At 69.7% G+C, this 18,559-nt stretch carries 17 protein-coding genes; 5 read left to right on the plus strand and 12 right to left on the minus strand.

Annotation, left to right across the window (positions count from 1 at the left end; translation table 11 throughout):
* The first annotated feature begins 1 nt into the window (after position 1).
* Positions 2 to 892, plus strand: a complete 891-nt coding sequence (locus tag ACIRCZ_RS06155; RefSeq protein WP_402850701.1) for a TIGR01777 family oxidoreductase — start codon at positions 2 to 4, stop codon at positions 890 to 892.
* Here ACIRCZ_RS06155 and ACIRCZ_RS06160 read toward each other — a convergent pair whose 3' ends face one another.
* Positions 893 to 1,348 (minus strand): hypothetical protein, encoded by a 456-nt coding sequence (locus tag ACIRCZ_RS06160; RefSeq protein WP_402850704.1) that lies wholly within the window; start codon positions 1,346 to 1,348, stop codon positions 893 to 895.
* 5 nt (positions 1,349 to 1,353) lie between these two features.
* Positions 1,354 to 2,136: a 4-hydroxy-tetrahydrodipicolinate reductase gene (gene dapB / locus ACIRCZ_RS06165; protein WP_402850707.1), complete on the minus strand. Its 783-nt coding sequence runs from the start codon at positions 2,134 to 2,136 to the stop codon at positions 1,354 to 1,356.
* A gap of 68 nt (positions 2,137 to 2,204) precedes the next feature.
* Here dapB and ACIRCZ_RS06170 point away from each other — a divergent pair, with 68 nt between their 5' ends.
* Positions 2,205 to 2,696 (plus strand): GNAT family N-acetyltransferase, encoded by a 492-nt coding sequence (locus ACIRCZ_RS06170; RefSeq protein WP_055895753.1) that lies wholly within the window; start codon positions 2,205 to 2,207, stop codon positions 2,694 to 2,696.
* Between the two features lie 15 nt (positions 2,697 to 2,711).
* Here ACIRCZ_RS06170 and ACIRCZ_RS06175 read toward each other — a convergent pair whose 3' ends face one another.
* Both ACIRCZ_RS06175 and ACIRCZ_RS06180 read right to left on the minus strand, forming a co-directional pair.
* On the minus strand, positions 2,712 to 3,314 hold the full coding sequence (locus ACIRCZ_RS06175) for a histidine phosphatase family protein (protein ID WP_055895751.1): 603 nt from the start codon (positions 3,312 to 3,314) through the stop codon (positions 2,712 to 2,714).
* Positions 3,315 to 3,350: 36 nt separating this feature from the next.
* Positions 3,351 to 4,763, minus strand: coding sequence for a M16 family metallopeptidase (locus tag ACIRCZ_RS06180; protein ID WP_402850712.1), 1,413 nt, complete (start codon positions 4,761 to 4,763; stop codon positions 3,351 to 3,353).
* A gap of 171 nt (positions 4,764 to 4,934) precedes the next feature.
* On the opposite strand from ACIRCZ_RS06180, the gene ACIRCZ_RS06185 reads away from it, so the two are divergent.
* A complete protein-coding gene (locus ACIRCZ_RS06185; protein WP_055895745.1) occupies positions 4,935 to 5,519 on the plus strand; it encodes a TetR/AcrR family transcriptional regulator in 585 nt (194 codons plus the stop codon).
* A gap of 152 nt (positions 5,520 to 5,671) precedes the next feature.
* Here the strand turns inward: ACIRCZ_RS06185 and ACIRCZ_RS06190 are convergent, their stop codons facing one another.
* The 8 genes from ACIRCZ_RS06190 to ACIRCZ_RS06225 all read right to left on the minus strand — a co-directional run bounded on the left by ACIRCZ_RS06190 (position 5,672) and on the right by ACIRCZ_RS06225 (position 15,013).
* A complete protein-coding gene (locus ACIRCZ_RS06190; protein ID WP_235500494.1) occupies positions 5,672 to 6,802 on the minus strand; it encodes an aldo/keto reductase in 1,131 nt (376 codons plus the stop codon).
* Between the two features lie 333 nt (positions 6,803 to 7,135).
* Positions 7,136 to 7,948, minus strand: a complete 813-nt coding sequence (locus ACIRCZ_RS06195; RefSeq protein WP_402850716.1) for an HpcH/HpaI aldolase/citrate lyase family protein — start codon at positions 7,946 to 7,948, stop codon at positions 7,136 to 7,138.
* Positions 7,945 to 8,448 carry a MaoC family dehydratase gene (locus tag ACIRCZ_RS06200; protein ID WP_402850719.1) on the minus strand — a complete coding sequence of 168 codons (504 nt, stop codon included), beginning with the start codon at positions 8,446 to 8,448 and terminating at the stop codon, positions 7,945 to 7,947. The genes ACIRCZ_RS06195 and ACIRCZ_RS06200 overlap by 4 nt, the downstream gene beginning before the upstream one ends.
* Positions 8,445 to 9,116 (minus strand): CoA transferase subunit B, encoded by a 672-nt coding sequence (locus ACIRCZ_RS06205; protein WP_402850722.1) that lies wholly within the window; start codon positions 9,114 to 9,116, stop codon positions 8,445 to 8,447. The genes ACIRCZ_RS06200 and ACIRCZ_RS06205 overlap by 4 nt, the downstream gene beginning before the upstream one ends.
* Positions 9,113 to 9,880 carry a CoA transferase subunit A gene (locus ACIRCZ_RS06210; protein WP_402850725.1) on the minus strand — a complete coding sequence of 256 codons (768 nt, stop codon included), beginning with the start codon at positions 9,878 to 9,880 and terminating at the stop codon, positions 9,113 to 9,115. The genes ACIRCZ_RS06205 and ACIRCZ_RS06210 overlap by 4 nt, the downstream gene beginning before the upstream one ends.
* A gap of 87 nt (positions 9,881 to 9,967) precedes the next feature.
* Positions 9,968 to 11,179, minus strand: coding sequence for an acyl-CoA dehydrogenase family protein (locus ACIRCZ_RS06215; protein WP_055895735.1), 1,212 nt, complete (start codon positions 11,177 to 11,179; stop codon positions 9,968 to 9,970).
* A 40-nt stretch (positions 11,180 to 11,219) separates the two neighbouring features.
* Positions 11,220 to 13,400, minus strand: a complete 2,181-nt coding sequence (locus tag ACIRCZ_RS06220) for a biotin carboxylase N-terminal domain-containing protein (RefSeq protein ID WP_402850728.1) — start codon at positions 13,398 to 13,400, stop codon at positions 11,220 to 11,222.
* A 5-nt stretch (positions 13,401 to 13,405) separates the two neighbouring features.
* Entirely contained in the window at positions 13,406 to 15,013 is a 1,608-nt protein-coding gene (locus tag ACIRCZ_RS06225) for a carboxyl transferase domain-containing protein (RefSeq protein WP_402850731.1), read from the minus strand.
* Between the two features lie 122 nt (positions 15,014 to 15,135).
* On the opposite strand from ACIRCZ_RS06225, the gene ACIRCZ_RS06230 reads away from it, so the two are divergent.
* Positions 15,136 to 15,762 carry a TetR/AcrR family transcriptional regulator gene (locus ACIRCZ_RS06230; RefSeq protein ID WP_055895730.1) on the plus strand — a complete coding sequence of 209 codons (627 nt, stop codon included), beginning with the start codon at positions 15,136 to 15,138 and terminating at the stop codon, positions 15,760 to 15,762.
* A gap of 114 nt (positions 15,763 to 15,876) precedes the next feature.
* Complete coding sequence (locus tag ACIRCZ_RS06235) at positions 15,877 to 18,543, plus strand: penicillin acylase family protein (protein WP_402850734.1); 2,667 nt, start codon at positions 15,877 to 15,879, stop codon at positions 18,541 to 18,543.
* The last annotated feature ends 16 nt before the right edge of the window (positions 18,544 to 18,559 follow it).

Consider the following 18,559-nt stretch of genomic DNA (forward strand, 5'->3'; position numbering starts at 1 on the left):
CATGAAGGTGCTCATCGCGGGCGCCTCCGGCATGATCGGCACCGAGGTCGCCTCGCAGTTGACGGCGGGCGGCCATGAGGTGCTGAGACTCGTCCGTGGCACGCCGAAAGCCGCGAACGAATACAACTGGGCACCGTCCGCCCGCATCATCGACTTCACGCTGATGGACCGGGTGGATGCTGTCGTCAACCTGTCCGGCGCCTCCCTCAGCCGTCTGCCGTGGACACCGGGGTGGAAGCGCACCATCCTGGCCTCGCGCCTGGAGGCGACGCACACGCTGACCGACGCGATGCGGATGGCTGCGTCTCCGCCCGCCGTGTTCCTGAGCGGATCGGCGGTCGGGTTCTACGGCGACAGGCCCGGGCAGAAGCTCACCGAGACGGCGATCAGGGGAACGGGGTTCCTGCCGGACGTCGTCGAGGCGTGGGAGTCCGCAGCGCACCTGGCCCCGGAGAAGACCCGTGTGGTCACGCTGCGGACGGGCGTGGTCATCGGGCGCGGTGGCGCGATGAAACCGCTTTTACCGGCGGGGAAGCTCGGGCTGCTCGGCCCGATCGCGGGCGGCGGCCAGCACTGGCCGTGGGTGAGCCTGCACGACGAGGCAGCGGCGATCGTGCACCTGCTCGGCTCCACGCTGCGTGGACCGGTGAACGTCGCAGGACCAACCCCCGCGACGGCCGACACGGTGCTCCGCTCGCTCGCGGCGGCCCTGCGCCGACCGTACGGATTCCCGCTGCCGGAGAAGGCGATCACGCTCGCGCTCGGCGACGCGGGGCGCGAACTGCTTCTGGCCAGCCAGAAGGTGGTTCCGCAGAAGCTGCTCGACGACGGCTTCGTGTTCTCCACGCCGACCGTGCGGGATGCGATGGACCGGCTGGTCGCGAGGCGCTAGCTACGCCGCCGCGCGCTGCTGCGTGCGGTACAGGCGGATCGACTCGCGCAGCGCAGAGCGCGCCCGCCTGCGGTCGCCGGAGGCGTCGTACGCGAGGCCCAGCCGGAACCAGGCGCGCCAGCTCTCCGGCTCCGCCTCGACCTCGGCCTTGTAGCGCGGGAACTCCTCGTCGGCCGCGTCACGGAGGGGACGGCCGCTGGCGCGCACGGGGAGGTCTTCGACGGGAAGCCCGCCCTCCGCATCCAGGATCTTCACCAGCTTCTCGGTGCGCGCGCCGAACAGCAGCTCGCGGCCGATCGCCCACGCGGCCACCAGCGGCAGGGCGAGCAGGGCGATCCCCATTGCGATGGCGATGCCTTCGCCCGTCGCGATTAGCATGATCGCGCGCTGGAAGACCAGGACCAGGTAGATGACCAGGATCGCGGCCATCACGATCGCGGCGATACGGTTCCGCACGGCGGCTACGCCGTCTCGCGCACGGTCGGCCGCGGCGGCTCTCCGTCGGGTTCTGCGATGCCGAGGTCGACCAGCTTGTCGAGGCCGACCGTCACCCCCGTTGCCGACGCCGCCGCACGGATCGCGAGGAGGATGCCCGCCTCGTACGACTCGGAGCCGATCGTGTCGTGCCGGATCGTGAGGGTCTCCCCCGCGCCTCCGAAGATCACCTGCTGCTGTGCGACGACCCCGCGCATCCGGAGACTGTGGATGGGGACGCTCGCCACCTGCTGGCCGCGGGCGCGCTGGTCGGTGTGCGGCGCATCCACTGGCCCTCTCTCCGCGCGGGCGGCGCCGATCAGCTCCGCGGTGCGCACAGCCGTGCCGGACGGCGAGTCGACCTTGCCTGCACCGTGGGCCTCGATGATCTCGATGGAGTCGAAGAAGCGCGCGGCGACGGTCGCGAACGCCGTGCCGAGCGCGGAGCCCAGCGAGAAGTTGGGGATGACCACGGCGCCCGTTCCCTCGTGCGCTGCGACGCGACGCTCCAGGTCCAGGATGCGGTCGGCCGACCATCCCGACGTCCCGACGAGGACGTGCAGCCCGTTGTCGACCGCGAACGCGACGATGCCGGGGCTCACTGCCGGCAGGGTCATGTCGACGAGCACGTCTGCGACGAGCATGTCCTCCAGCGGAGAACGCGAGTCGAGGCGAGCGACGAGCTCGAGGTCGTCCGCCTGCTCGATCAGCCGCACGGCGACGCTGCCCAGTTTTCCGGTCGCCCCAGCGACGGCTACGCGAATAGTCACCCGACCAATCTACCCGCCGCGCAGCCGGGAGAACTCCGGGATGCGCGGGGGCGAACTACGCTGGGTCGATGGTGTCTTTTGCTGATGTCGCCGTCACGGACGCGACCGCCCACCGGATGCTGAGCGACTACTTCGCGGAGCGGGCGGCCTCGTTCCCCGCGTCGCAGGGCGCATACCGCACCACCTTCCCCGATCCCAGCCAGTTCGTGGCTCCGGCGGGGGTGTTCCTGCTGGCGTACGACGAGGACGGCGAAGCCGGCTGCGGCGGCATCCGGGAGCTGCGCGTCCCCCTCGCCGACGTCGATCCGGAATTGCCGGTGGTGCGCTACGAGATCAAGCACCTGTGGGTGTCGCCCACGCATCGCGGGCGCGGGCTGGGGCGGGCGATCCTGTCCGAGCTGGAGCATCGGGCGCGCGGCTTCGGAGCGACGGAGGTCGTGCTCGACACCAACGCGAGCTTGGAGGCGGCCGGCGGCCTGTACCGCTCGCACGGCTACGACAACATCCAGCCGTACAACGACAACCCGAACGCGACCGACTGGTTCCGCAAGCTGCTCTGACCGGGCGCGCGGCCGCTAGACCGGCTGCAGCTCTGGCAGGCCGGTGCGCAGCTCGACGGGGAGGTGCCCGAGGTCGTTGTGGACGACGAGCACCGGTGGCTTGGCGGAGCGCACCCGGATGATCGTGAGACCGCAGTTGGCCTGGTTGAGTCCCAGCCAGCGCCACGACGGAGCGTCGAAGACGTGCCGCACGAACCAGCCGATCACGAAGTTGTGCGTGACGAGCAGGTCGTGCCTATCGCCGATGGCCGGGGTGAGGAACTCGCCGACCGCGTCGTCCATCTGCGCGCGTCCCGCCTCGATCTCCGCGTCCGTGACGTTGCCGAAGAACGACTCGAACGCCCTCGGCATGTCCGGCGTCGGCCCGGACGGGATGCAGTCGAACAGCAGGCTCGACGGCTCCGGCGTCAGCGCCGGCATCCGCTCGGCCATGATCGCCGCGGTCTCCGCCGCACGGTTCAGCGGCGAGTGGTACATGCCCGTGAACGGCACCCCGCTCAGCCGTTCCGCGACGAGCTGCGCTTGACGTTTGCCGCGCGGGGAGAGGGGTCCGTCTGGCAGACCGTGTTCTGCATCCTGCTGCTCGCCGTGGCGGACGAGGTAAAGATAGTGGGGCACCGTGATGGCCTTTCAGGTGTGACGGGCGAAGCTGGGTCAGGGGGCGAGTCCGGCGAACATGTCGTCGGTCACGCTCCCCACCGCGGAGACGGAGACCGGTCTGCTCGCCAGATCGGTGGCGAGGCTCTGCACATCGTCGGCGGTGACGAGGTGCAAGCGCCGGAGACTCTCGTCGAGGTCGGAGAACTCCCCCAGGCTGATCTCGGCTCGACCGAGCCTGGACATCCTGGTGTCGGAGTCCTCGAGCGCGAGGGCCGCGCCGCCGGAGAGCTGGCCGACAGCGCGGCGCATCTCGTCCGGGGTGACGCCGCCGTCAGCGAGGCGGTGCAGCTCGCCGAGCATCAGCTCGGCGACCTGCGTGGCCTTGGCGGGAGCGCATCCCGCGTAGAGGCCGAAGATCCCGGCGTCGGAGTACGCGCCGGAGAACGAGTAGACGGCGTATGCCAGGCCGCGCTTCTCGCGCACCTCCTGGAACAGCCTGGACGACATCCCGCCGCCGAGGATCGAGTTCAGCACGCCCATCGTGGTGCGGCGTTCGTCGGTGGCGACGATGCCAGGCACGCCGATCAGCAGGTTGGCCTGCTCCGTCGGCCGCTGGACGGTGACGACCGAGGCCCCGCGCTCGATGGCGACAGCCGTGGATGCGCGCCGCGGCACCGGGGGCGCCTCGACGCTCAGATCCCAGCCGGCCGCAACGAGGGCCCGCTCGACACCGGAGACGAGGAGGTCGTGGTCGACGGCGCCTGCGGCGGTGATGACCAGGTCTTGCGGGCGGTAGTTGGCCCGGTAGTGGGCGAGCACCGCATCCCTGGTCGCCTCGCGGATGGTCTGCGGGCTTCCGCCGATGGGACGACCGAGTGGATGCGCGCCGAGCACGGCCTCGAAGAACCGCTCGTTGGCGACGTCGGCCGGGTCGTCCTCGGCCATCGACAGCTCTTCGAGGATCACGCCGCGCTCGTTCTCGAACTCGACAGCGTCGAGCAGCGACGAGGTGAGCATGTCGGCGATGACCTCGACCGCCATCGGAAGATCGCGGTCCTGCACCTTGGCGTAGTAGCAGGTGTACTCCTTGGCCGTCATCGCGTTGTGCTCTCCGCCGACCGAGTCGAACGAGATGGCGATGTCCAGCGCGGTGCGCGTCGGGGTGCCCTTGAACAGGAGGTGTTCGAGGAAGTGGGTGGAACCGAAGCTGGACGGGACGGCGGGAGTCGCGGGAGCGGCGGGAACGCTTGCGCGCGCCGGGGTGGCAGGCTCGGCGGGGATCGCATCCGCTTCATCGCGGGAGCCGACGGCGACCCAGTAGCCGAGGGTGGCGCTGCGGGCGCCAGGAACCTGTTCGCTCAGGATGCGCACGCCGCTCGGAAGGACGGTCCGCCTGACCAGCGCGTCACCGGATGCGGCGAAAGAGAGGTCGGCCAGACCGAGCGGGAGGTCGACTGCGCTGTTCATCCCTTCCACCCTACGCCAGACCCTATGAAAACCCTGGGTGCGAAATGAGGACAAACAGACTGGTCTGTCTACTGCTATACTGGTCAAACCAACGCATCGGCGGGTCCCTACGCCGACGCGAAACCAAGAGGACGGACCCGACCGTCCCCTGCAGTGAAGGAGTCGTGCCGGATGGTCGTTAGTGCCCGAGCGACCATCCGGCCGCCCGCGCCGTCGAAGGTCAAGATCCTTGCGACGGCCGACGAGCTCTTCTATCAGGAAGGCATCCACACGGTGGGTGTCGACCGGATCATCGCGGGTGCGCGCGTCACGAAGGCGACGTTCTACAAGCACTACCGCTCGAAGGATCTCCTGATCATCGCCTACGTCGAGGGTCGCGACAAGCAGGTGCGCGACTGGTTCGACGACCAGGAACGCCAGGGCAACGACCCCAGGGCGATCGCCAAGGCACTTGTCGACTCGATCAACCTCGAAGCCGTGCGCCCCGGCTTCCACGGCGACCCGTTCATCAACGCAGCCGCCCAGTTCGCCGACGAGACGCACCCGGTGCGCGTCGCGGTGAGCACCCACCGCGACTGGTACGCCCGCCGCATCGAGGAGCTGTTCCGCGACATCGGCCACCCCCGGCCCGGCGACGCCGCCGACGACCTCATCCTGGCGCGCGACGGCGCCCTGGCGGGCGGCTACGTCGGCGACCCGATCGCCGCTGGCGCCGCGCTGCACCGCTCGCTCGACCGCATCCTCGCGGAGGCGTAGGGGCGTAGGGGCGGAGCGGCGGAGCGTCGGGGTCGCGGCGCCCTTTCCGAACGGAGAACGCGGCCGGCACACTCCGCCGGAAACTCCTGCCGAACGGAGAGTGCTCGCCGATCCGGCGGAGACTCCTGCCGGACGGAGGACGCTCGACGGCGCTACTCGGAGACGCGGTCGAGTTCGAGCATGTTTGCTCGGGTAAGGCGGATGCCCGCTGAGACCATCAGCGCATCCACCTGCTCGGGGCGGCTCGCGGACGCGACGGGAGCGACCACGTTGCGCTTGGCCTGCAGCCAAGCGATGGCGACGCTCGCCGGCGTGACCTCCTGCTCGGCTGCGATGCGGTCGAGGGCGGCGAGGACGCGCTGCCCCTTGCGGTTGACGTAGGCCGCGGCACGGATGCTGCGGGCGTCCGCGTTGAGGTCGCCCTTGCTGCGGTACTTGCCGGTGAGGAAGCCGTTCGCGAGCGCGTAGTACGGGATGACAGCGAGACCCTGCGCCGCCGCCACGATACGAAGGGCGCTCTCGAACTCCGTGCGGTGCATCAGGTTGTACTGGGTCTGCACGGCGATGAACTTGGGCAGACCGGTCGACGACAGGATGCGCGCCTCGATGAGCCTGTCCGCGCTGAAGTTGGAGGCGGCGAGGTAGCGGACCTTGCCGGTCTCGATCAGCCACTCGACGGTCGCCAGGCTGTCCTCCAGGGGGACCTCAGGGTCGTCGTCGTGGAAGTAGAGCAGGTCGATGTGGTCGGTCTGCAGTCGCTCCAGCGACGCCTCGACGGCGCGCACGATGCTGACGGAGCCGAGGCCCGGATTCTCGTGATGACGGCCCACCTTGGTGGCGACGACGACCTGGTCGCGGTTGCGGCGCTCGCGCATCCAGTTGCCGATGAGCACCTCACTTCGGCCGCCGACGTAGCTGTCCGCCGTGTCGATGAAGTTGCCGCCGAGGCGGGCGAAACGGTCCAGGATGCGCAGCGAAGTGTCGCCGTCCGCCGTCCAGCCGAAGACGCTCGCGCCCAGCGACAGCGGAAACACCGCGAGGTCGCTCTCGCCGATGCGACGGGGAGCGATGATCGAGAGCGGGCCGGTTCGTTCCAGCTCCGGGTCGAGAGCGGGCATCGCGGCGGTCTCGACACCGATCGACTCGGTGAGGACCTCCTCCGGCGTGCCCGGCTCGATGGCACCGGACTCGATGGCGCCGGACTCGGTCATTCCGGCCGCGACCGCGGCGCGAGCAGCGGAGCGTGCGTCAGCACCGCGCCCGATCGTTGCGGGACGCGCCACGGGCTCCGTGCCGTCCGCGCCACTGGGGTCTACCTGCGCGGCCGCGCGGCGCGCGACCGTATCACGCAGACGGAGAGGTAACAGCTGTGGCATGTGCTCTCCCCCTACTCCCGAGTGATTCGAATCGATTCGAGGACCCCAGTTCCCCGATACTTACTTGCAGCGTAAGGCATACGTCCGACAGGCCACGGCCAATCGCGGTGAACTGTTACACAATGCTTGGTCACAGTTTCATCACGAAGCGCAGAGGCCGATGGTTCACGCCGAAAACGTGCATTCCGACCTCCGACGCGCCCGGGTTGCAGCGGCCTGCGCCCTGCTCGCCGGCCGCGCTCAGCTCGCCGCGCGCGCCAGCACTGACCGCGCGTGCGCGATCACCGGGCCGTCCACCATCCTGCCGCGGTAGCGGAACACTCCCCCGGCGGCGGCTGCGGCGTCCAGCAGCTCGCGCGCATCGTGAACCTGGTCGTCGGTCGGCCGATACGCCGCCCTGATCGTCTCCACCTGTCCGGGGTGGATGCACGCGGTCGCCGCGAACCCGACCGCCGCCGCGTCCTCCGCCTCTTCCGAGAGGCCGGCGAGGTCGTCGATGTCGAGGTGCACCGTGTCCACCGCGGCGATCCCCGCCGCTCCGGCCGCGAGCAGCACCGCCGTGCGAGCGTGCGCTGCCACATCCCGATAGCGTCCGTCCGCGTGGCGGCTCGATGTTCCTCCGAGCGACGCCACCAAGTCCTCCGCGCCCCACATGAGCGCGATCACCTCGCCGGCCGACGCCAGCCGCGGCGCCGCGAGCACACCGGCAGCCGTCTCGCAGAGCGCGATCACCGCCAACCCTCCGAGGTCGCGCAGGTCGGCCACGGACTCCGCCTTCGGCAGCATCACCGTGCTGTACGGCGTCACGGCGAGCGCCGACAGGTCGGCGGCGTGGTCGTCGGTCCCCGCCGGGTTGACGCGGACGATCACCCGATCCGGGTCGAGATCCGAGGCGGCGAGCGCTTCTCTTGCGTCGGCCCGACGGGTGGGGTCGACGGCGTCTTCGAGATCGATGATCACCGCATCCGCCCGTTCGAGCGCCTTGGCGTAGCGTTCAGGGCGATCGGCGGGGCAGAACAGCAGCGCAGGGCCGAACGAGAAGGGCGCGCTCATTCCCCGCCTCCGCCTGCGGAGCCCACGTCGAGGTGCGCATCCATGCACCACATCATCACCTGGCGGGTGGCGGTCGCGACGATCACCCCGTCCTGGTTGCGGCCGGTGTGCGCGAGCGTCACGATGCCCTGGCCCGGCCGCGACGACGACAACCGCTTGGCCACCACCACCGTCTCCGAGTACAGCGTGTCTCCGTGGTGCAGTGGATGCGGGAACGTCACGTCGCTGAACCCCAGGTTCGCCACGATCGTGCCCTGCGTGAGCTGGGCGACCGAGGCGCCGACCAGGGTCGCCAGAGTGAACATCGAGTTGACCAGTCGCTCGCCGAACGGCTGCGTCGCCGACCAGGCTGCGTCGAGGTGCAGGGCCTGCGTGTTCATGGTGAGGGTGGTGAAGAACACGTTGTCGGCCTCTGTCACCGTCCGCCCTGGGCGGTGCAGGTAACGAGTGTCCTCCTCGAACTCCTCGAAGTAGAGGCCGCGCTGCTCGATCTCCCTCATGCTGCGCTCCCGTTCAGCTCCACGGTGAGGGGAGCGCCGGTGGCGGCCAGCACCTCGTCGACGGTGACTCCTGGCGCCGTCTCGCGGAGCACGAGCCGCGCCGGGGCGTCGTTCCCGCCGCCCCGCACCACGTCGATCACGGCCAGGTCGGTGATGATCCTGTCGACGCATCCGGTGCCGGTCAGCGGCAGCGAGCACTCGGCGACGATCTTCGGCCGCCCCTCCCTGTCGACGTGCTCCATCATGACGATGAGACGTTTGGCGCCGAACACGAGGTCCATCGCTCCGCCCATCCCCTTGACCATCTTTCCGGGGATCATCCAGTTGGCGAGGTCGCCGTTCTGCGACACCTCCATCGCGCCGAGCACGGCGACGTCGACGTGGCCGCCGCGCACCATCCCGAACGACAGGGCGGAGTCGAAGAACGCCGCGCCGCTGTTGACGGTGACCGTCTCCTTGCCCGCGTTGATCAGGTCGGGGTCCACCGCCGAATCCTCCGGGTACGGGCCGACGCCGAGCACGCCGTTCTCGGAGTGCAGGATGACCTCCACGTCGTCCGGGATGTAGTTCGGGATGAGAGTGGGCATCCCTATCCCGAGGTTCACGTACTGCCCGTTGCGCAGTTCACGCGCCACCCTGGCGGCCAGTTCGGCGCGGCTGAGACTCATCGGGCGCTCCCATCGTCGAGGCGGACGGTTCGGCGCTCGATGCGCTTCTCGACATTTGGCGCGTGCACGACTCGCTGGACGAAGATGCCGGGGATGTGCACGGTGCCTGGGTCGAGGTCGCCCGGCTCGACCAGCTCCTCCACCTCGGCGATGGTGACTCGGCCGGCCATTGCGGCGAGCGGGTTGAAGTTCATGGCCGCTGCGTGGAAGACGAGGTTGCCGTACCGGTCGCCCTTGGCCGCGTGGACGAGCGCGAAGTCGGGGGTCAGCGAGCGCTCCAGCACGTAGTCGGCGCCGTCGAAGGTGCGCACCTCCTTCGGCTCGGAGGCGACCGCGACCGACCCGTCCGCCGCATACCGGCGCGGCAGGCCGCCCTCGGCGATCTGCGTGCCAACCCCGGCCGGCGTGAAGAACGCCGGGATGCCCGCTCCGCCGGCCCGCAGCTTCTCGGCCAGGGTGCCCTGCGGGGTCAGCTCCACCTCCAGCTCTCCGGAGAGGAACTGCCGGGCGAACTCCTTGTTCTCTCCGACATACGAGCTGATCATCTTGCGGATGCGACCATCGGCCAGCAGGATACCGAGCCCCCAGTCGTCGACGCCGCAGTTGTTGCTGACGACCTCGAGGTCGGTCGTGCCGCGCTCGTGCAGCGCCTGGATGAGCGCGCTCGGGATGCCGCACAGGCCGAACCCGCCGACGGCGAGCGAACTGCCGTCCGCGACGTCCGCGACCGCCTCCGCGGCGCTCGCCACCACCTTGTCGATCACTGTCTTCCCTTCCTGACGATCGAGTCCGGAGTTGTGCACGCATCCACTCGGCGTGTCGTGTGAACAACTCCCGGCTCGATGGCTGCGTTACGCGTTGAAACCGAGGGCGCGCGAGATGACCATGAGCTGGACCTCCGTGGTGCCCTCGCCGATTTCGAGGATCTTGGAGTCGCGGTAGTGACGCGCGACCGGGTTCTCGTTGAGGAAGCCGTACCCGCCGAAGATCTGGGTGGCGTCGCGGGCGTTGTCCATCGCGGCCTCGCTGCAGGTGAGCTTGGCGATCGACGCCTCCATCTTGAACGGCTTGCCGGCCATCAGCTTGAAGCAGGCGTCGTAGTACGCGAGCCGCGCGGTGTGAACGCGGGCCTGCATCCTGGCGATCTTGAACGCGATGTACTGGTTGGCGCCGATCGGGCGGCCGAACACGTTGCGGCTCTTCGCGTACCGGATCGCCTCGTCGAGGCAGCCCTGCGCCGCTCCCGTGCAGAGCGCGGCGAACGCGACGCGCCCCTCGTCCAGCGTCTGCACGAAGTTCGCGTATCCGCGGCCGCGCTCGCCGAGCAGGTTCGCCTCCGGCACGTGCACATCCGTGAGGGTCAGTGGATGCGTGTCCGACGTGTGCCAGCCGACCTTGTCGTACGACGGCTCCTGCACGAACCCGGGCGTTCCCACGGGCACGAGGATCGCGGACAGCTCCTTCTTGAGCGACCCGTCCGCCCGCTCGTGCTCGCCGGTCACCGCGGTGATCGTGACGAGCTTGGTGATCTCGCTGCCGGAGTTGGTGATGAACTGCTTCGAGCCGTTGATGACCCACTCGCCGTCGCGCAGCTCGGCCGTCGTCTTGGTGCCCGCAGCGTCGGAGCCCGCGTCCGCCTCGGTGAGACCGAACCCGGCGAGCGCCTCGCCGCGGGCGAGCATGGGCAGCCATTCCTGCTTCTGCTCCTCTGTGCCGTTGCGGAAGATCGGCATGGCGCCGAGCCCGATGCCGGCCTCCAGAGTCACGCCGATCGACTGGTCGACCCTGCCGAGCTGCTCGACGGCGAGGCACAGCGACAGGTAGTCCTTGCCTTGTCCGCCGTACTCGACGGGGAACGGCAGCCCGAACAGGCCCATCCGTCCCATCTCGGCGATGATGTCGTACGGCAGACTGCGGCGGGTGTCGTAGTCGTACGCCGCAGGGGCGACGACGGTGTCTGCGAAGTCGCGCACCTGGTCGCGCAGTCGGATGTGCTCCGCCGTGAGCTCGAAGCCGGCGACGTCGGTGTCCGCTGCTTCCGTTCGAGTCATCTGCATGGTCATGAGGTTCCCTGTCTCGTGGTGGACCGTCGTGGTGCGACGGTCATGGGGTTGCGGCCGATGGTGTCGGCCCTGTGGATGCGCGCGCATCGCCGGTCGGCGGTGGCGGCGCGGTGGGTGAGTCCTGCAATTCGGGGACGGCGTCCGCCTCCACGCTCGCGACGAGCTGGTCGAGCTTCACGAGGTCGCCTGGCGCAACGCGCACGTGGACGGTCCCGGCGAGCGGCGCCACCAGACGGTGCTCCATCTTCATCGCCTCGACCGTGACCACGGTGTCGCCCGCCTCCACGCGGTCGCCGGTCGCGACAGCCACGGCGACGACCGTCCCCGGCATCGGCGTGCGCAGCTCAGGATCGACCGCCCCTGCCGCCCGTGCCAGCCCGGCGAGGTCGCGTGCGACCCGCTCGGCACGACCGAGCATCCGCAGCTCGCGCGCCGCTCCGCCCCGTGCAAGCCAGGTGGATGCGCCGTCGGCCGCGAAACGGAAGGACGTGACAACACCGTCGAGCGTGAGGAGCACTGTGCCCGGCTCCCCGTGATGGGTCGGGGGCAGCACGCGCAGGCCGGCGTCGCGCGTTACGGCGTCCGCACCACCCGCACCGTCCGCAACGTCCACGCTCACGCGCGCCGTGCCCGCGGCGAGCGCTGATGCGTCGCCCGCCACGCGCACGATCGCCGATCCCAGGTCGTACGCCGCCGCCCTGTGCTCGCCGAGCCGCCAGCCGGTCGGTGCCGCCCACAGCGGGCCTGCCGCATCCCGAGCCGCACGGAGACGGTCGTGGTGCGCGAGCAGCGTCGCGGCGATCAGTTCGCGCTCGTCCGGTTCTGTGGGCGCCTGCTCGGAGAACCGGCGGTCGATCAGGGTGGTGTCGAGCCGTCCGGCGCGCACGTCTTCGTCGGCGAGCAGGTCGCGCAGCCAGCGCACGTTGGTCACGGCGCCGAGGATGGCCGTGTCGGCGAGGGCGCGGTTGAGGCGGGCGAGCGCATCCACCCGGTCGGGGCCCCAGGCGATGACCTTTGCGAGCATCGGATCGTACTCGGTGACGATGGGCACCCCGGCGGCCAGGCCGCTGTCGACCCGCACGCCATCGCCGGACGCCTCGTGCAACGCCAGCACCCGCCCGTCGCTCGGCAGGAAGCCGCGCTCCGGGTTCTCGGCGTAGACACGCGCCTCGATGGCGTGCCCGCTGAGGCGCACGTCCTCCTGGGCGAAGCCGAGCGGCTCGCCCGCGGCGATGCGGAGCTGCCACTCCACCAGGTCGAGCCCGGTCACCAGCTCTGTCACGGGATGCTCGACCTGCAGTCTGGTGTTCATCTCCATGAAGAAGAACTCGTCAGGCGCCGCGTCGGAGACCAGGAACTCGACCGTCCCCGCCCCGACGTAGTCGACGCTCGCGGCGACGGCGCAGGCCGCTTCGCCGATCCGCGCCCGTGTCGCAGCGTCGAGCAGGGGCGACGGCGCCTCCTCGATCACCTTCTGGTGGCGGCGCTGCAGAGAGCACTCGCGCTCCCCCAGGTGCACGACCGCCCCGTGCCGATCGGCCAGCACCTGCACCTCGATGTGCCTGGGCGTGTCCACCAGACGCTCGAGGAACAGGGTGTCGTCGCCGAACGCGCTCGCCGCGACCCGCCTGGCTGCGGCGAGCGCATCCGGCAGTTCCGCTGCGGAGCGCACCGACTGCATCCCCTTGCCCCCTCCACCGGCGGACGGCTTCACAAGCACAGGGAAGCCGATGTCGGCGGCTGCGGCGATCAGGTCGTCGTCACTGAGGCCAGGACGTGCGATGCCGGGAATGGTCGGAACGCCGTGCTCCTCGACCTCCCGTTTCGCCGCGATCTTGTCGCCCATCACGTGCAGTGCGTGAACGCCTGGCCCGACGAAGACGATGCCGGCGTCCTCGCAGGCGGCCGCGAAGTCGGCGTTCTCGGAGAGGAAGCCGTAGCCGGGATGCACTGCCTGCGCTTCTGTGGCGCGTGCGGCGGCCACGATGGCTGCGATATCGAGGTAGCTGTGGGCGGCCGGGGCAGGGCCGATGCGCACGGCGACGTCCGCGAGGGCGACGTGCGGCGCATCCAGGTCGGCGTCGCTGAACACGGCCACCGAGCGGATGCCGAGGCGGCGCAGCGTGCGGATCACCCGGCAGGCGATCTCGCCGCGGTTGGCGACGAGCACGGTGTCGAACGGAGCAGCGGTCGTCTGCGACGATAAGGAGTGGGAGGACATCGCGATCACATCCGGAAGAGGCCGAAGGCCGTGTCGGGGAGGGGGGCGCGGGAGCAGACGTCAAGGGCGAGGCCGAGGATCGTGCGGGTGTCGGCAGGGTCGATGACTCCGTCGTCCCACAGCCGTGCGGTGGAATAGTACGGGCTGCCCTGCTGCTCGTATTGCTCCGCGATCGGGGCCTTGAACTCGGCCTCCGCTTCCGCCGACCACTCCTCGCCCCTGCCTTCGAGCTGCTCGCGCTTGACCGTCGCGAGCACCGAGGACGCCTGAGCGCCTCCCATCACCGAGATGCGCGCGGCCGGCCACATCCAGAGGAATCGCGGCGAGTACGCGCGGCCGCACATCGAGTAGTTGCCCGCGCCGAACGATCCGCCGATCACGACCGTGAGCTTCGGCACCCTGGCGGTGGCGACGGCAGTGACCATCTTGGCGCCGTTCTTCGCGATGCCGCCGGCCTCGTAGTCGCGGCCGACCATGAACCCGGAGATGTTCTGCAGGAACAGCAGCGGGATGCCGCGCTGGTCGCACAGCTCGATGAAGTGCGCGCCCTTCAGCGCGGACTCGCTGAACAGCACGCCGTTGTTCGCGACGATGCCCACCGGATGCCCGTGGATGCGCGCGAAGCCGGTGACCAGCGTCGTGCCGTACTCCTTCTTGAACTCGTGCAGCTCGCTGCCGTCCACCAGCCTGGCGATGACCTCGCGAACGTCGTACGGCGCCTGCACGTCGGTGGGGACGACGCCGTAGAGCTCTGCTGGGTCGGCGACGGGCTCGACGGTGGGATGCACCTCCCACACCGGCTGGGCTGCTTCCGGCAGCGTCGCGACGATGTCGCGCACGATCTGCAGGGCGTGCCTGTCGTCCTCCGCGAGGTGGTCGACGACGCCGGAGGTCTTCGCGTGCAGGTCGCCACCGCCGAGTTCCTCTGCCGTGACCACCTCCCCGATCGCCGCCTTCACCAGCGGAGGACCGCCGAGGAAGATCGTGCCCTGGTTGCGCACGATCACGGTCTCGTCGCTCATCGCCGGCACGTACGCGCCCCCGGCGGTGCAGGAGCCGAGCACCGCGGCGATCTGCGGCACCTTCGCCGCCGACAGCCTGGCCTGGTTGTAGAAGATGCGGCCGAAGTGGTCGCGGTCGGGGAAGACCTCGTCCTGCATCGGCAGATACGCGCCGCCGGAGTCGACCAGGTAGATGCACGGGAGCTTGTTCTCCAGCGCGATCTCCTGCGCCCTGAGGTGCTTCTTGACGGTCATCGGGTAGTAGGTGCCGCCCTTGACCGTTGCGTCGTTGGAGATGACGAGCACGTGGCGTCCGTGCACCAGGCCGATGCCGGCGATCACGCCGGCCGCCGGGGACTCGTCGTCGTACATCCCGGTCGCGGCGAGCGGTGCGATCTCCAGGAACGGGCTGCCGTCGTCGAGGAGGGCGTCGATGCGTTCGCGCGGGAGGAGCTTGCCGCGGGCGATGTGCCGCTGACGGGAGCGCTCCGGCCCTCCGGCGGCTGCGGTGGCGAGGCGCTGGCGGAGCTCGGACACGAGGGCGCGCTGGGCGGCCTCGTTCTGCTCGTACCCGGTGTCCGTCGCGCTGGTGGCGCTGGTCAGCGTTGGCATGTTCGCGTCTCGCTCTTCGTCGTCGTCGACAGTCGGTCTGGTGGACCATTCGGTTAGTGGTCACTAACTCGAATTTAGGTTAGTGTTCATTAACTCAAAAGTCCAGCACCCGGAAGAACGCCATGACCGAACTCGCAGCAAGCACCCAGGACGCTGGGCGACCCACCCAGCGCAGCCAGGCGAAAGCGGACAGGCGCGCCGCCCTGCTCGGCGCTGCGGCGACCCTGTTCTCCGAGCGCGGCTTCAACGGGGTCTCGATCGAAGACCTCGGCTCGGCAGCAGGAGTGAGCGGCCCGGCGGTGTACCGGCACTTCTCCTCCAAGCAGGCCGTGCTCGCCGCGCTCCTGGTCGGCGTCAGCGAGCGCCTGCTCGAGGGCGGCACGCGCGTCGAGGACGCGGCTGACGACCCGGCGAGCGCCCTGCGCGCCCTGATCGTCTTCCACGTCGACTTCGCCGTCTCCGAACCGGACACGATCCGCGTGCAGGACCGCGATCTCGACGCCCTTCCCGGCGACGAGCGCCGGGCGGTCCGCCGACTGCAACGCCAGTACATCGACCTGTGGATGCGCGTGCTCGGCCGCCTGCACCCCTCCCTCTCCCCCGACGAGCTCCGGATGCGCGTGCAAGCGGCGTTCGGACTCATCAACTCCACCCCGCACACGGCGCGCGTCGGCGGGGCGAGTGTGGACGCCGCGACCGTGCGGCCGGTGCTGGAGCGGATGGCCTGGGCGGGGCTCAACGCGCACTGACGATCGTCGCCCCCAGCATCCACAGCGGGACTTGTCCACAGTTCTCGCGCGGGCATTCTGGGCGTCACCGCCATGCGTTACAGTCGCAGGACACCAACCACCGGAAGGACTGGCGTGGGCGACGACACCCCCCGACTACGACGACACCATCGTGTGCTGCGGGTCATCGGCATCGTCGTCGCCGTGCTGCTCGTCCTGGTCGTGATCGCTGGCGGCCTCGGTGTCTGGACCGTGGTGCGGTCATTCCCGCAGACCTCCGGCACGATCGACGTGCCAGGGCTGTCGTCGGCCGTGACGGTGTACAGGGACGACGCGGGGGTTCCGCAGATCGAGGCGTCGACGGCCGACGACCTGTTCCGCGCGCAGGGTTACGTGCACGCGCAGGACCGCTTCTGGGAGATGGACTTCCGACGCCACGTCACGGCAGGGCGGCTCTCGGAGATGTTCGGAGCGAGCCAGGTGCCGACAGACACGTTCATCCGCACCCTCGGCTGGCGCACCGTCGCCGAGCAGGAGGTGAAGCTGCTCGACAAGACGCAGCTGCGCTACTACCAGGACTACGCGGACGGCGTGAACGCCTACCTCGCCAGGCACTCCGGAGCCGAGCTCTCGCTCGAATACGCGGTGCTCGGCCTGCAGAACCCCGGCTACAAACCGGAGAAGTGGACGCCGGCCGACTCGGTGGCCTGGCTCAAGGCGATGGCCTGGGACCTCCGTTCCAACCTCGAGGACGAGATCGACAGAGCGCTGCTCTCCACCACGCTCACCCCGCAGCAGATCGCCGAGCTGCATCCCGCGTATCCGTATTCGACGCACCCCACGATCACGGCGGAGGGCGACGGCGATCCTGCGCGCACGACGCCGGACGCCGCCGCGTCGGGGAGCGCGGATGGGCAGGGCGGGTCGAGTTCCAGCACGCCGTCCGCCGACGCCGCTGCGGCACCTGCCGCCGACACTGCTTCCCCGACTGCTGCCGACGATCCGGCGACGCCCGCCTCGTACGCCCCTGCGCTCGCCCAACTGGCGACGAGCCTGGATGCGCTGCCCACCCTCCTCGGCCCAGCGGGAAGCGACATCGGGTCCAACTCCTGGGTGGTGTCCGGGGCGCACACGGCGAGCGGCAAGCCCCTGCTGGCGAACGATCCGCACTTGGGAGCGGCGATGCCGTCCGTCTGGTATCAGATCGGGCTGCACTGCCGCACGGTCGGGCCTGACTGCCCGTTCGACGTCGCCGGGTTCAGCTTCTCCGGTCTCCCCGGCGTGGTGATCGGGCACAACGACCGCGTCGCGTGGGGGTTCACCAATCTGGGGCCGGACGTCGCGGACCTCTACGAGGAGAAGGTCACCGGCGACACCTACGAGTACGACGGCGCCCAGGTGCCGCTGACGATCAGGAAGGAGACGATCAAGGTCGCCGGTGGCAAAGACGTCCCGCTGACCGTGCGGTCGACCCGCCACGGTCCCATCGTCACCGACCTCACCGACGGGTTCGGGATCATCGCGAAAGACCAGGCGGGCAAGCTCGGCGTGCCGGCGCAGACCTTCCAGCTCTCGCTGCAGTGGTCGGCGCTCACCCCTGGGCCGACAGCCGGGGCGATCTTCGCGTTCGACACCGCCACCGACTGGGCGAGCTTCCGCGCGGCGGCCGCGAGCTTCCAGGTGCCGTCGCAGAACCTCATCTACGCGGACGTCGACGGCAACATCGGCTACCAGGCGCCCGGCAGCGTTCCGATCCGCGCCTCAGGAGACGGGACCATGCCGGTCCCCGGCTGGACCAGCAGGTACGGCTGGGTCGGCACCATCCCGTACGACGAGCTGCCGTCGGTGTACAACCCGCCGAGCGGCGTCATCGTCACCGCCAACAACGCCGCGGTCGGACCGGCCTTCCCGCAGCTCATCACCAAGGACTGGGAGTACGGCTTCCGGGCCAACCAGATTCAGGTGAGGCTCACGAAGCTGATCGCCGACGGCAGGAAGCTCACCGCCGCAGACTACGCGTCGATCCAGGCGGACAAGTACGACGCGAACGCCGCCACCCTCGTGCCGATCATCCGCGAGCTCGGGGCGAGCGCCGATCCTTCCTCCGGCGTCTACCGGGCAGCGCAGCTTCTGGCGGGGTGGAACTACCAGGACGACGCCGACAGCCCGGCCGCCGCGTACTTCAACGTGTTCTGGCGCACGCTGCTGCAGGAGGCGTTCGGCCGCAAGCTCCCCGCCTCAGCGCCGCCGGTGGGAGGCGACAGGTGGTTCGCGGTGGTGCAGAACCTCGTGAAAGACCAGAACTCGTCCTGGTGGGTGGACTCCAAGCTCGGTACAAGCGACAGGGACACGATGTTCGAGGTGGTCGCCGACAAGGCCTGGACAGAGGCGGGACGGCTCATGGGCGGCGACCAGACTACCTGGCGCTGGGACCGCATCCACACCATCGAGCTCACCAACGCGAGCTTCGGCGAGTCGGGGGTCGCCCCGATCGAGTGGCTGTTCAACCGCGGACCGTACCCGGTCGGCGGCAGCTCAAGCGTGGTGGATGCGGTGGGCTGGGACGCTTCCGTCGGCTATCAGGTGGACTGGGTGCCGTCCATGCGGCAAGTGATCGACCTGAGCGACTTCGACAAGAGCACCTGGATCAATCTCACCGGTGCCTCCGGTCACGCGTTCAGTCCGCACTACACGGACCAGACACCGCTCTGGCAGCACAATCAGACGCGTCCGTGGCCATTCTCGCGCACCGCCATCGCCGCAGCGGCCGACCAGACCCTCACCCTCCGCCCCGCGCACTAAGCGAGAGCGGCGGGAG

Origin of the sequence: Leifsonia sp. NPDC102414 (genome assembly GCF_044765685.1) — a bacterium.
Lineage (GTDB): Bacteria > Actinomycetota > Actinomycetes > Actinomycetales > Microbacteriaceae > Leifsonia.